This is a genomic window from Arthrobacter pullicola (assembly GCF_014836875.1).
Taxonomy (GTDB): domain Bacteria; phylum Actinomycetota; class Actinomycetes; order Actinomycetales; family Micrococcaceae; genus Arthrobacter_B; species Arthrobacter_B pullicola.
Window position 1 is genome coordinate 506,807 of record NZ_JACSQC010000002.1, and the last position, 13,352, is coordinate 520,158.

Here is a 13,352-nt window from a genome sequence, read left to right on the forward strand (position 1 = left end):
CAAGCCCCGTCGATGTCTCGGATCAGGATCGTATGTCAGTCACAGCAGAGTCTTCCGCCCCAGCAATCAGTGCCCTCGGCAGCGAGGGAATCAGCACCAGGGAAATCGACCGCCGTAAAATGGCGCACGATGCCTCCCACTACCTGCTGATCCCGCAGGCCGTGGCCACACCCACCAACACCGCAGAGGTGGCTGACCTGCTGCGCCGCAGCCGGGAGCTCGGCATCCCCGCCACATTCCGGTCCGGCGGAACGTCCCTCTCCGGCCAGGCCCTGAGTGACAGCCTGCTCATCGACACCCGGCACCATTTCCGGGACATCGAGGTGCTCGACGGCGGCGCCCGGGTACGCGTGGCCCCCGGCGCCACGGTGCGCTCGGTCAATTCCAGGCTCGCCGCCTTCGGCCGCAAACTCGGTCCGGATCCGGCCAGCGAAATTGCCTGCACGATCGGCGGAGTGGTCGCCAACAACTCCTCCGGCATGGCCTGCGGCACCGAGTTCAACACCTACCGGACGCTGGAGTCCATGGTGCTGGTCCTGGCCGGCGGAACCGTGCTGGACACCGCGGCCCCGGACGCCGAGCAGCGGCTGCGCACCCTGGAACCGGAGCTCTTCGACGGTCTGCTGCGGCTCAGGGGCCGGATCGTTGCCAACCCGCACTCCGTCACGACGATTAACCGGCTGTTCTCCATGAAAAACACCATGGGCTACGGACTGAACTCCTTCCTGGACTTCGAGAGTCCGGTAGACATCCTGGCCCATCTGATGGTCGGCAGCGAAGGCACCCTCGGATTCGTGGCTGAAGCAACGTTCCGCACCGTCCCCGCACTGCCGAAGGTCGCCACCGGCCTGATGTTCTTCGACACGCTCGACGCCGCGGCCACCGCCCTGCCTGAGCTGACCGCCACCGGCCTGGCCACGATCGAGCTGATGGACGCCACCTCCCTGCGGGTGGCGCAGCTTGCCGCCGATGCTCCCCCGGAACTGCGGAACCTGGACGTCCAGGCCCACGCAGCACTGCTGGTGGAACACCAGGCCGCAACGGCGGAGGAACTGGCAGCCAAGCGTGAGGCCTCCCACCCGCTTTTCAGCTCCCTGCACCTGGCGGCTCCGTTTGCCATGACGTCCAAGTCCGCGGACCGGGCCTCGATGTGGCACCTGCGCAAGGGGCTCTACACCACGGTCGCCGGAGCCCGCCCGTCCGGCACCAACGCCCTGTTGGAAGACATCGTTGTCCCCGTCCCGTCGCTTGCCCGCACCTGCAGCGAACTGGCCAGGCTCTTCACCGAGCACCATTACCGGGACTCGGTCATCTTCGGGCATGCCAAGGACGGCAACGTCCACTTCATGCTCAATGAAAACTTCTCCGACCCGGCTGAGCTGGCCCGCTATGAGGCGTTCACCGAGGAAATGGTGGACCTGGTCCTGGCCGAAGGCGGCTCCCTCAAGGCCGAACACGGCACCGGACGCATTATGGCGCCCTACGTCCGCCGCCAGTACGGCGACGAACTCTACGGGATCATGTGCGAGGTCAAGGCGCTGATCGATCCGCCGAACCTGCTCAATCCCGGCGTCCTCATCAACGACGATCCCCGGGCCTATATCGAGAACCTGAAGGTCGCGCCCACCGTCGAGGAGGAAGTGGACCGCTGCGTCGAATGCGGCTACTGCGAGCCGGTTTGTCCCAGCAAGGACCTGACCACCACACCGCGCCAGCGTATTGTGCTGCGCCGGGAGATCGCGGATGCCGAGGCCCGCGGGGACACGGCCCTGGCTGCGGAGCTGCGCAAGGACTACGACTACGACGGCGTGCAGACCTGCGCCGCCGACGGCATGTGCGTCACGGCGTGCCCGGTTTTGATCAACACCGGGGACCTGGTCCGCCGGCTGCGCGCCGAAAATGCCAACCCGGTGGCCGGCGCCGGCTGGAAAACCGCCGCCGGGCACTGGGGAACAGTGACCGCCCTGGGCGGCAAGGCCCTGAGCCTGGCCAAGGCCGTGCCGGCGCCGCTGCCCAAGCTGGCTACCGCCGTCGGGCGTGCTGTGCTGGGGGCGGACAATGTCCAGTCCTATGAGACCGTGCTGCCGGCCGGTGGTACCCGCCGCGCCCCGCGGGAGGACCCGGATCCGGTAGCAGTGTTCTTCCCGGCGTGCATCGGCACCATGTTCGGTCCCGCCGAGGGCGGCGAAGGAGCCAGCACCGCGTTCCTGGAACTCTGCGAGCGTGCCGGCGTCGGCGTCCGGGTGCCGAACGGGATCGGCGACCTGTGCTGCGGCACGCCCTGGAAGTCCAAGGGATTCACCGCCGGCTACGAGGCCATGACGGAGAAGGTGCTCGCGAACCTGTGGGTGGCCAGCGGCGGCGGGGAGCTGCCGGTGGTCTGCGACGCGGCCTCCTGCACCGAAGGGCTGGAAACGATGAAGCGGCTGGCCGGATCGAGTCCGGTCTACCCCGGGCTGCGGTTCGTCGATTCGGTGGATTTTGTCAGCGAAACTGTGCTCCCCAGGCTGGAGGTCACGGCGAAGATGGGCTCCCTGGCACTTCATCCAACCTGTTCCTCGACCCAGCTCGGCGCCAATGACGCCCTGCACCGGATCGCCTCGGCCGTCAGCGCCGAGGTCTTCGTGCCGCCGAGCTGGGGCTGCTGTGCCTTTGCCGGCGACCGGGGCCTGCTGCATCCTGAGCTCACCGCTTCCGCCACGGACCGGCAGTCAGCTGAGATCAACGCCCGCACGTTCGACGGCTACGCGTCCGTGAACCGCACGTGCGAAATTGGCATGAGCAAAGCCACCGGGCAGTCCTACCGGCACATCCTGGAGTACCTGGCCGAAGCCACGCGGCAGCCGTAACCTGACGTGCCTGATCCGGGCACTGAAGCACCCTCAGGCTAGCGTGGGATTAGCGGCTGGCCATCGTCTGCTGACAGGCCGGGCCGCCAGGATGGCTGTGGGAGAGGACTCGGGCATGCGGAACAGCAGTACCGTCCCAGTGGATGAATCGTTGAGGCTTCAATGGGATGAACTGCTGGATTCCGTCTGGCAGCGGCGGACAGAACTGGCAACCGAGCATTTTCACCGGTTCCAGGGAGGAACCTTCGCCAGCGCCCACCGCGTTGAGTCCGGCGAGATCCTGGCCTTTACGCGTGAAGCATTCGAAATGCTGGTTCTCCAGCTCAGGCGCCAAGCGCTGCCGGAGCATCTGGCCAAGATCCCGCGGAACCTGGGAATGCGCCGGGCCCGCCAGAATGTTGACCTGGATGAGCTCCTGCAGGCGGTCCGGCTGAACTTCAGCGTTCTGTGGGACGCGCTTCGCGAGTCCGCCGACGACGGCTACCTGCGCACCCTGGTGCATCATCTCAGCGACGTCAACGCCACCGTCGAACGGTACGTTCTGGACGTCCAGTTTGCGTATCTGCAGGAACGGTCGAGGATGAGCCATTCCAGCCGGCTCAAGACAACGCACAGTGTGTCGCGCCTGTTCACGGGAGACCTGGGCCAGCCCGGCGCACTGCCGGAGATTGCAGCGGCCCTGGGTGTTCCCCAGGACGCAGTCTTCGAGCTGGTGGCCGCGGTGGGCGAGAGAATCCCGGCCCTGCGCAATTTCCTCGAAGAGCGGCGCGAAGACGAGATCTATTTTGACTACGAATCCGGCGGAATTCTCCTGGCATTCCGCCGGCAATTCGCCGACGGCAATCCACACGATTTTCCCGGGCTTCAGGGTGGATATCTGGGACATGTCCAGGGGCTGGCGGAAGTTCCCCGCGCCTTGAACGCCGTGGCGCTGCTGGCGCGGGCGGCGGAGGCGCAAGCCGGGCTGCTGGACCTGGACCGCGGGTGGCCGCTGCTGGCCTCCGCCTACCTTGACGCCAACATCCCCGATTTCCGCGCCCGGATACTGGGCGGGCTTCGCACCCTGCCCCCGAATGAGCGGGACCGGATGATGGAAACCGTTCACGCCTATCTGGAGACGGGCTCCCTCAAGGCGTCCGCGGACCGTCTGTACTGTCACCGCAACACTGTGATCAACCGGCTGGCAGGGTTCAAAGCCGCCACCGGCTATGACGTCCGGGTGCCGCAGGAAGCGGCTTTGGTCCTCGTGGCCGCCGGCCGTTCAGCGTCCTGACCGGCGCGCTGGAAACTAAGCCTGATACCGGCGGCTGCCCTCCCCCGTTTTCCCGGCTCGAAGAATGTGCAAAAGCCCATTCCTGGACGCTCTTTCCGCTGGGATTTGTCCATTGAAGAGGATGTTTGGCTATCCGTAACGTTTAGTGCACCCTGCAGCAGGTTCCGTGCAGGGAGACTTTACGGAAGGAAACATTTTCATGACAGACATCCGGACTGAATCGACATCAGTCACCTCACGCTCACTGCTTTTTGACGGGGTGGACACCAAGCCCTACGTGAAGGAACTCTCCGTCCGCGCCCCCGGTGCCGGCGAGGTGCTGGTGAAGATGACCGCTACGGGTGTGTGCCACTCCGACCTGCATGTCATCAACGGAGATTGGCCCTACCCGTACCGGCTGATGCTCGGACATGAGGGTGCCGGCGTCGTCGAGTCCGTCGGAGCGGGTGTCAACGACCTCGTGCCCGGGGACCAGGTTGTGCTCTCCTGGTTTGCGCCCTGCATGAACTGCCCGTCCTGCCACGAAGGACAATCCTGGCTGTGCCAGGGCAGCGGCGCTTTCGTCGACGGTCTTCCGGACGGCACCACGCCGCTGACTGCCGACGACGGCAAAGAGGTGCGTCCATATCTGGGCGTTGGTGCGTTCTCCGAGTACACCCTCGTGCCCCGCCCGGCAGCGGTCAGGATTCCCAATGACGTGCCGCCGGAAGTCGCTGCGCTCATCGGGTGTTCGATCGCCACGGGTGTGGGCGCCGTCGCGAACACGGCGGATGTCCGGGCCGGGCAGACCGCGGTGGTTGTTGGGTGCGGCGGAGTGGGCCAGGCGGTGATCATGGGACTGAAGCTTGTTGGCGCCCGGCAGATCATCGCCGTCGACCTCTCCGATGACCGTCTGGAGATTGCCCGCAGCTTCGGCGCCACCGACGTCCTGAAGGGCGACGATCCGGACCTGGCGAAGAAGATCAAGGAACTCACCGGCGGCGGCACCGACTTCGCCTTTGACGCCATCGGGTTGACCAGCACTTCCGCGGCTCTGACCGGCTACCTCAAGCAGGGCGGTGCCGCCGTCTATGTCGGCATGCCGCCGCGTGATGCTGAAGCCACCATCCGGCCCTGGGAAATCATCGTGACCGGGCAAAGGATCCTTGGCTGCAACTACGGCTCCACCCGGCCCGCAGTCGACTTCCCCAAGATCGCCGAACTCTACCGGGCCGGTCTGCTGCCGCTGGACGGGATGGTCGGCGAGCGCGTCGGCCTGGACGCCGCCGCAGAGGCAATTGAGGATCTCAAGTCCTCCATCGGGCGCCGCAAGATCGTCGTGTACTAAACCGCTCCCCCATCCGAACCCGGGGGCACGGCTGCTGAACTACCACGAATGACGGCGTACGTCCCCGGTTCCGGGGGCGTACGCCGCTGTGTCCTCCAGGCACACGGCTGCCGGAGCGTCCGGGCTCCCGGCCGGCTTGAGGTCCCAGTCAATAATTTCCTTGCTTTCTTACTTTCTTCACCGTATAAAGTAAGAATGTCATCCACCTCACAAAGCAGTGCGCCGACCGGACGCCACGAGTTGCGCCGGATCCGGGTGGAGTCTGTCATGGGAGCCCTGCTGAGCAGCGGCCCGATCTCCCGAACCGATCTCGCCGCCGTCACCGGGTACAGCCCCTCCACCGTCACCGGAATCGTGCAGGAGCTGCAGGGCCTGGGCTACCTCCACGAGGTCGGGCACAGGGAATCGACCGGCGGGCGGCGCCGCACCCTGGTCGAACTCGACCGGACCGCCATCGCACTGGTCGTCGCCGAGATCAGCGGAGGACGCATCCACGCCAGCCTGATCGACCTCGATGCCCGGGTCCTGGCAACCCAGGACTCCCCTTTCGACCCGGCAGACCCGGTCAACGCCACCGCCCTCGCCGTCGCCGGCCTCGGGGAGCACTCCGCCCGCCGGCCCACCCGGCTCGTTCTTGCCCTGCCCGGCGTCGTCGCTGCTGACGGCACCGTGAGCCTGGCACCCGCTTTCGCCGCCGCCGGGGATCCCCAGCTGGCCCAGGCGCTCAGCCGGCAGACCGGGCTGCCCGTCACGGTGGAAAACGACGTCAACCTCATCGCGCTCGGCGAGCGAAGTGCGGGAGCTGCGGCCGGCGTCGACGACCTGATTCTGATCCACATCGCTGAAGGCATCGGCGCAACGATCCTGACCGGCGGCCGGCTGCTGCACGGTTCCACCCGGTCTGCCGGCGAAGTCGGTTTCCTGCCCACCGGGCTTGCTCCCCTGCCGCACGGGAACCGCGGCAGTTTCGAGGAACGCTGGAGCACACCGGCCATTGCGGCTGCGGCGCGGGACGCCGGGCTCGACGTGACCGAAGCCAACGTGATCCGCCAAATCTGCACCGCACCGGCTGCTGCCGCGCTGCGCGGGGAAGTGCTGGACGCCTGGGCCTGGGCGGCCGTGGTCTGCGCCTGCGTCCTGAACCCTGCCCTGGTCCTTTTTTCCGGCGACGCCATCGGATTGGACGATGCCGCCCGTTCTCAGCTCGCCGACCGGATCCGCGCCTCGGCACCATCGGCGCCGGAGGTTACCTTCGCCTCCCTCGGCATCGAAGCGGTCCTCTTCGGCGCCGTCGCCCGGGTCCTTGAAGACCCCGCCAGCCTGATTACCCCCACCGGTTGATACCACCAGGTTCCTCCGGCTCCAAGACCCACCAGCACTACACAACCAAGGAGAAGTACATGGCTCTGAACCGCAAAATCCGCGGCCCGCTCGTCACCGTTGCCGGCGGCCTCGCCCTGGCGCTTGCGCTCTCGTCCTGTGGCCTGGACGAAGCGTCGTCGGGCGCCGAGGGTTCCGAGGGCGGCACCCTCACCATCTACACCGCCCGTGACAAGGGACTCGCCGAAGCAGTCGTCGCCGACTTCGAGGCAGCGAACCCGGAGTACGCCGGCAAGGTCGAAATCCTGACCCTCGGCGCGCAGGAAGCACTCGAACGCATCCGCGCCGAGAAAGCCAACCCGCAGGGCGACATCTGGTGGGGCGGCACCGGCCAGCAGATGAAGCAGGCCGCGGGAGACGATGTCCTGGCACCGGCACCCGACGCCGTCGTCGACGCCGTTCCAGAGGATCTGCGTGACCCCGCCGGACTCTGGGTCGGCGAAATGCAGCTGGCCGAGGTCATCTTCTACAACCACGACATGCTCACCGCCGAGCAGGCCCCGAAGGACTGGGACGATCTGATCGCCCCGGAGATGGCGGACCAGATCGCCATCCGCGACGTCGAGGCCTCCGGCACCATGCGCAGCATCTACTCGGCCATGATCGACCGCAAGTATGACGAGGCGGGCTCCCCGGAGGTCGGCTACGACTGGCTGCGGCAGCTGGACGCCAACACCAAGGTCTACGCCGCCAACCCGACTGATCTGTACCTGCGTGTGACCCGCCAGGAGGCGGCCGCCAGCGCCTGGAACCTGCAGGACGTCATGCTGCAGATCGACAACCAGAACGCCCCGTACACACCGGTGGTCCCGGAATCCGGTGCTCCGATGCTGGTTGACGGCGTAGCCAAGATCAAGAACGGCCCGTCCTCCGACGCCGCCGACGCGTTCCTTGAGTTCCTCCTGAGCGAAGACACCCAGAAGGAACTGTCCGAGACGTATTACCAGATCCCCTCCATCGCGATGACCGAGCAGCCCGCCTGGCTGGCAGAGCTCAACCTCGTGGAGATGAAGGTCGACTGGGAGCGCATCGGTGAGAACGAAACCGAGTGGATCGGCTACTGGGCCGAAAACATCAAGGGCAAGGGCTAACCAGCCTCCCCGGGGCGGGCGGCTTCGGCCGTCCGCCCCGCTCCATCTTTCTACCCCTACTCTGCGAAAGAGCTGCCATGACACGAGTCCTTCTCGAATCAATCGAAAAGCGCTATCCGGGCGCAGCCCCGTCGGTCGCGGACCTGGACCTCACCATTGAAGACGGCGAGTTCTTCACTCTCCTGGGTCCGTCCGGATGCGGTAAATCCACGACTCTGCGCATGGTGGCCGGTTTCATCCAGCCCACCCGGGGGCGCATCCTGTTCAACGACAAGGACGTCACGAACACGGCCCCGAACCGCCGGGACACCGGCATGGTGTTCCAGAACTATGCCCTGTTCCCGCACATGAGCGTGCGCGCCAACGTCGGCTACGGGCTCTCCGTCCGGCGCACCTCCCGCGCCGAAAAAACCAAGCGGGTGGACCGGGCCCTGGAACAGGTTGGCCTGGAGAGGTACGCGGACCGCCGGATCGATATGCTCTCCGGCGGCCAGCAGCAGCGCGTGGCCCTGGCCCGCGCCCTGGTCATCCAGCCCTCGGTGCTGCTGCTCGATGAACCGCTGTCCAACCTGGATGCCAAACTCCGCGAGGAAACCCGCGCGGAAATCCGCGGCACCCAGGAGGCCGCGGGTATCACCAGCATCTACGTCACCCACGACCAGGCCGAGGCCATGGCCATGAGCGACAGGGTAGCCATCCTCGAATCGGGGCGGCTGCATCAGGTCGCACCGCCGCGGGAGGTCTACCACCGTCCTGCCACCTCCTTCGTGGCCCGCTTCATCGGCCGATCCAATGTCCTGGCCTGCACCATCCTGGAGGCCGGCGGCGACAGCGTCCAGGTGCAGCTGGAGGATGGAACAGTCCTTCGCGCACCCCGCGTTCCGGGCACTCCCTCCGCCGATGTTTCCCGCGGGGACACCGCAGCGGTCAGCCTGCGGCCGGAGTCCTTTGCCGTACTCCGGGACGCCGGTTCCGCCGGCGCCGGCACCGGTACGGGCGAGCTGAAAGGAACCGTCCGCACCGCGGAGTTCACCGGCGCAGTCAATGTTTATGAAGTGGACTGGAACGGCAACAACCTTGTGGTTTCGGTTCCGGATTCCGAGGACCGGGTCTCCCCCGGCGACCCGGTGGTCCTGGCACCCCACCCGGACCGGGTCTGGCTGGTGGCACCGTGACCGGCCTCGCGCAGAGGCTGCGGATGCGCAGCGGAACCACGTCCTCCGACCGGTTCATCTACTGGCTGGCCATTCCACTGGTCCTGGTCCTGCTGATGTACATCGTCATTCCGATGTTCGCCACGGCACGCACCAGCGTGGACGGCGGAATGGACAACTACAGCGGCTTCTTCGGCGGGAACTCCGGCCGGGCCCTGGGCCTGTCCGTCGGCATCTCCATCATCTCGGTGGTCACCACCGGCGTCATCGGCACCGCCCTGGCCGTGCTGCTGACCCGCTTCGACTTTCCCGGCCGGAACGTGCTGCGGCTCTTCGCCATGCTGCCCATGGCCCTGCCGCCACTGATCGGCGCGGTGTCCTTCTACTTCCTCTACGCCGAAAGCGGCATCGTTCCCCGGTTCCTGGCGCAGTACTTCGGAGCGGATCCCGGAGCGGTATCCGCCAACGGAGTCATCGGCGTGCTGCTGGTCCACACCATGACCATGTATCCGTACTTCTACCTGGCCGTCTCCTCCGGACTCGCCGGTTCCGACGCGTCCATGGAAGAAGCAGCCCTGAACCTCGGTGCCAGCCGGTTCACCATGTGGCGGACCGTGCTGCTGCCCATGCTGACTCCGGCCCTGGTCTCCGGTGCGCTGCTGACGTTCATGGTGTCCATGGCGTCCTTTACCGCACCGCAGTTCTACAACGTACAGACTCTGACCATGCAGATTGTTGCTTCCCGGACCTCCGGCGCGTACGAGCTGGCGGCAGCCCAGTCCACGGTCCTGTCCATCGTCTCCATCCTCTTCCTGCTCGCCATGCGGTGGTACCAGAACCGGCGTGTGCACCGAAGCGCCTCGAAGGGCACCCCGCAGGCCGTCAAGGTCATCCACGGCACGCTCCCCCGGCTCGGCGCCGGCCTCGGTTCCACCCTCCTGGTGCTGATCCTCATGGCACCGGCCGCCGTGATCGTGCTGCTGGCCTTCACCGTGGACGGCTCCTGGACCGTGCAGATCCTCCCCAACCAGTACACTCTGGGGAACTTCTCCCGCATCTTCACCGACCCGTCCACCCTGCGGCCGATCCTGGTCAGCTCCCAGATGGCTTTCATCGCCATGATTGCCTGCACCGTCGTCGGCGTGCTGGCGTCCTGGGTCGTGACCCGGTGGAAAGGCCCCGGCAAGGGACTGCTGGACGTCATGGTGATGATTCCGTGGGCCCTGCCCGGCACCGTGGTGGGAGTCAACCTGGTCACTGCGTTCGCCAGCCCCACGCCGTTCAACCTGGGACAAGTGCTGATCGGCTCGCTGTGGATCCTCCCCGTGGCCTACTTCGTGCGGTTCCTGCCGCTGGTCTTCCGCTCGGCCAACGCGGCCCTGGCGCAGATTGACCCGTCCGTCGAGGAAGCGGCCCGGAACCTGGGTGCCGGACCGTGGCGCGTGCTGCGCACCGTGACCGTACCGCTGATGTACCGCGGCATCCTGGCCGGCGCCCTGATGGCGTTCATTCAGGGCTTCGGCGAGTACGTGGCCTCGGTGGTCGTATACCCCGCCCGGTTCGCGCCGCTCTCCGTGGAAATCTACAACCGGATCTATTCCAACGAGTTCGGCACCGCCGCGGCCTACGGCACCCTGCAGATGGGGCTCATCCTGATCGTGCTGATTATTTCCCAGCGCCTGGAGAACCCCCGCAGCGGCGGGATTGCCGCGATGCTGCGCCGCCGCCGTCGTCCCACCGTGGAAACCCCGCTGGTGGGCCCGATCCCTGCGGCGGCAAACCCGCTGCCGCTTCCCAGCCCCGCACCCGATTCCGTGAACCCCGATTTGAAGCCGGTGAAATAGTCATGACCCCCAATCCCCGCCCCGCCCTTCAGGACCGGCCCGAGCTCTCCGTCTACTGGGACAACCATCTCCGGGCCGCCTTCGAAGAAGCCGCGTCCTTCATCTATCCGCCCATGGTGGAAGCGTCCCTGGCCCATGTCTGGATGCTCGACGACGAAGGCATCCTCCCGCGCGAACGTTCCACCCGCCTGGAACAAGGACTGCTCGCCCTCTGGGAGCGGATCAGCGACGGAAAACAGGAGTACGTCTTCGACGGTTCCGTGGAAGACCCCTACTACTTCATGGAGCAGCAGCTGGCCGCTGCCTGCGGCATTTCCACCTCCGAGCTGGATGTCCAGCTGGCCCGCAGCCGCAACGACCTCGACGCCGGTGCGTTCCGGATGGTGCTCCGGCGCCAGCTGCTGGACCAGGCCGACCTGGTGGTCCAGGCGGCAGCCGACGCCGCTGCCCTGGCCAAGGAGCACGCCGACAAGCTGATCATCGGTTTCACCCACCGGCGGCCCGCCCAGCCCACCACCATCGGCCACGTCCTCGGCGGCCTCTCCGAGGCGCTGCTCAGCCAGGGACGCGAGCTCCTGGACATCTACGCGGAACTGAATGTCTCCCCGCTGGGGTCCGCGGCGTTCGCGGGCACGGATGTGCCGATCAACCCGGAGACGCTGCGCGAGCTGCTCGGCTTCGACTCCGCCTTCACCTCCAGCTACGAAGCCGTTGCCGGCGCCGAGCACTTTATGCGCCTGGCTGCGGCGCAGGCCCGGATCTGCGCCACCGGTGCCCGGTTTTCCCGGGTCCTGCTGGAATGGATGACGTTCGGCTGGGTCCGCACCCCGGACGCCTACACCCAGGGCTCCTCGATCATGCCGCAGAAGAAGAACCCGGTGGTGCTGGAGCACATGGTCTCCATGGCCGGTGCGGCCGCTGCGGACATGTCCGCCACCTTCGCCAACATCAACTCCGCCTGGTACGAAGACTCCAACAACGCGACCACCGATGTGCAGAAACACCTGTGGCGTGCCGGAGACCGGGTGGTGCGGTTTGTGCGGATGCTGGACGGCCTGCTCACCGAGTTCGAGGTCCAGCGGCTGCCGGAGATGGCGGAGATCGTCCGCTCCGGTGCCACCACGACGTCGGTCGCGGAGGCCCTCGCGGTAGCCGGCGTGCCGTGGCGCGGAGCCCACGACGTCGTCGGACGCCTGTTCAAGACCGCTGATCCGACCGCCTGGACCCGGGAGCAGGTTCTGGAGGCGCTGGCCGCCGCCGGGATCCGCGCCGAGCTGGCCGGGCTGACGCTCGCTGCCGGCCGCGAGCCGGAACGGGTGCTGGACCGTACGCAGGCAGGCAGCCCGGGGATTAAGGCCGTCACGGTGACGGCCGACGGCGCACTGGCGGCCGCCCAGGAGCTCGCCGCCCGGTTCACGGAGCTGCGCACGGGGCTGGATTCCGCGCGGGCGCTTCTGCTGGACCGTGCCCGGCAGCTGGCGGACGCGGCGTGAGCGCAGTCCGGGAGGACCTGACGGTCGTTGGCAATACCAACCTGGACATCATGGTTTCCGGCGTCACCTCCCTGCCGGAACCCGGCACGGAAGCGCTGGTTCCGGACATCCGCATCCGGCTGGGCGGCTCCGCCGGAAACCTCGCTCTGCGGTGCGCCGGGCTTGGCCAGCCGACCACGCTGATCAGCCGGGTCGGCAATGATGCCTCCACCGCCCTGGTCCGTTCCGAGCTGGATCTGCCGCATCTGAAGCCGGTGCTCATCACGGATCCGGAGCTGCCCAGTGGCGTGACGGTCGCCGTCGAGGCTCCGGGACGGGACCGGGCGTTCATCTCCTCCCTCGGTGCCATGTCGGCGCTCGACGCCGCGGATGTGCCGGCGGAGGCCGTGGCAGCCCGCTGCGTGGTGCTCGCCGGTTATTTCCTGCTGCCCAGGCTCCGCGGTCCCGGATTGGCAGGCCTGTTCACCCGGGCCCGTGCGGCCGGAGCGCTGACTGTCCTGGACACCGGCTGGCCCACCGAGGGCTGGACCGCTGAAGTCCAGGCCGAGGTCCGCGGGGTGCTGAGCAGCGTGGATGTGTTCCTGCCCAACTCAGACGAGCTCACCGGGCTGACGGGCGTCGAGGACCCCAGGGCAGCGGCCCTGGAACTCGCCGCCGCCACTGGCACCCTGGTGGTGGCGAAGCTCGGGGCGGACGGCGCCGGGCTCGCCCTGCCCAGCGGGGAATGGAGCCATGCACCCGCCCAGCCGGTGGTGCCCGTGGACAGCACCGGAGCCGGGGACGGCTTCAACGCCGCGTTCCTGACCTGCCTTACCCGGGGTACCGGCCCCGCCGAGGCACTCGGGACCGCCGTCCGCTATGCCACCGAACTCGTTGCCACCGCGCCGGAACACCGTTCCGCGGTGCAGCTGGCCGAAGTTTTGCCGCTTTAGGAAGGTAGC

Annotated in this window: 9 protein-coding genes; all 9 read left to right on the forward strand. The window is 67.1% G+C overall.

Going from position 1 to position 13,352, the window contains the following annotated elements; genetic code table 11:
- Positions 1-32 precede the first annotated feature (32 nt).
- The 9 genes from H9638_RS05635 (at position 33) to H9638_RS05675 (ending at position 13,343) form a co-directional block, all read left to right on the forward strand.
- The gene (locus H9638_RS05635) at positions 33-2,849 is read left to right on the forward strand and encodes an FAD-binding and (Fe-S)-binding domain-containing protein (protein WP_191746207.1); all 2,817 of its coding nucleotides are present in this window, start codon (positions 33-35) and stop codon (positions 2,847-2,849) included.
- Positions 2,850-2,964: 115 nt separating this feature from the next.
- The gene (locus H9638_RS05640; protein WP_191746208.1) at positions 2,965-4,122 is read left to right on the forward strand and encodes a helix-turn-helix domain-containing protein; all 1,158 of its coding nucleotides are present in this window, start codon (positions 2,965-2,967) and stop codon (positions 4,120-4,122) included.
- Between the two features lie 199 nt (positions 4,123-4,321).
- Positions 4,322-5,449 carry an alcohol dehydrogenase catalytic domain-containing protein gene (locus H9638_RS05645; RefSeq protein WP_191746209.1) on the forward strand — a complete coding sequence of 376 codons (1,128 nt, stop codon included), beginning with the start codon at positions 4,322-4,324 and terminating at the stop codon, positions 5,447-5,449.
- A 195-nt stretch (positions 5,450-5,644) separates the two neighbouring features.
- Positions 5,645-6,790, forward strand: coding sequence for an ROK family transcriptional regulator (locus H9638_RS05650; RefSeq protein WP_191746210.1), 1,146 nt, complete (start codon positions 5,645-5,647; stop codon positions 6,788-6,790).
- 59 nt (positions 6,791-6,849) lie between these two features.
- A complete protein-coding gene (locus H9638_RS05655) occupies positions 6,850-7,920 on the forward strand; it encodes an extracellular solute-binding protein (RefSeq protein WP_191746211.1) in 1,071 nt (356 codons plus the stop codon).
- Between the two features lie 77 nt (positions 7,921-7,997).
- Positions 7,998-9,095 carry an ABC transporter ATP-binding protein gene (locus H9638_RS05660; RefSeq protein ID WP_191746212.1) on the forward strand — a complete coding sequence of 366 codons (1,098 nt, stop codon included), beginning with the start codon at positions 7,998-8,000 and terminating at the stop codon, positions 9,093-9,095.
- Entirely contained in the window at positions 9,092-10,918 is a 1,827-nt protein-coding gene (locus tag H9638_RS05665) for an ABC transporter permease (protein WP_318241790.1), read from the forward strand. Before H9638_RS05660 ends, H9638_RS05665 begins: the two co-directional genes overlap by 4 nt.
- Positions 10,919-10,920: 2 nt before the next feature.
- On the forward strand, positions 10,921-12,411 hold the full coding sequence (locus H9638_RS05670) for a lyase family protein (protein ID WP_191746213.1): 1,491 nt from the start codon (positions 10,921-10,923) through the stop codon (positions 12,409-12,411).
- Entirely contained in the window at positions 12,408-13,343 is a 936-nt protein-coding gene (locus H9638_RS05675) for a carbohydrate kinase family protein (RefSeq protein ID WP_191746214.1), read from the forward strand. Before H9638_RS05670 ends, H9638_RS05675 begins: the two co-directional genes overlap by 4 nt.
- Positions 13,344-13,352: the final 9 nt, after the last annotated feature.

What these genes read in the sequence shown, in the direction of transcription:
- H9638_RS05655 (WP_191746211.1), top strand. Translation starts at nt 6,850, where the DNA reads ATGGCTCTGAACCGCAAAATCCGCGGCCCGCTCGTCACCGTTGCCGGC.
- H9638_RS05650 (WP_191746210.1), top strand. Translation starts at nt 5,645, where the DNA reads ATGTCATCCACCTCACAAAGCAGTGCGCCGACCGGACGCCACGAGTTG.
- H9638_RS05635 (WP_191746207.1), top strand. Translation starts at nt 33, where the DNA reads ATGTCAGTCACAGCAGAGTCTTCCGCCCCAGCAATCAGTGCCCTCGGC.
- H9638_RS05670 (WP_191746213.1), top strand. Translation starts at nt 10,921, where the DNA reads ATGACCCCCAATCCCCGCCCCGCCCTTCAGGACCGGCCCGAGCTCTCC.
- H9638_RS05660 (WP_191746212.1), top strand. Translation starts at nt 7,998, where the DNA reads ATGACACGAGTCCTTCTCGAATCAATCGAAAAGCGCTATCCGGGCGCA.
- H9638_RS05640 (WP_191746208.1), top strand. Translation starts at nt 2,965, where the DNA reads ATGCGGAACAGCAGTACCGTCCCAGTGGATGAATCGTTGAGGCTTCAA.
- H9638_RS05645 (WP_191746209.1), top strand. Translation starts at nt 4,322, where the DNA reads ATGACAGACATCCGGACTGAATCGACATCAGTCACCTCACGCTCACTG.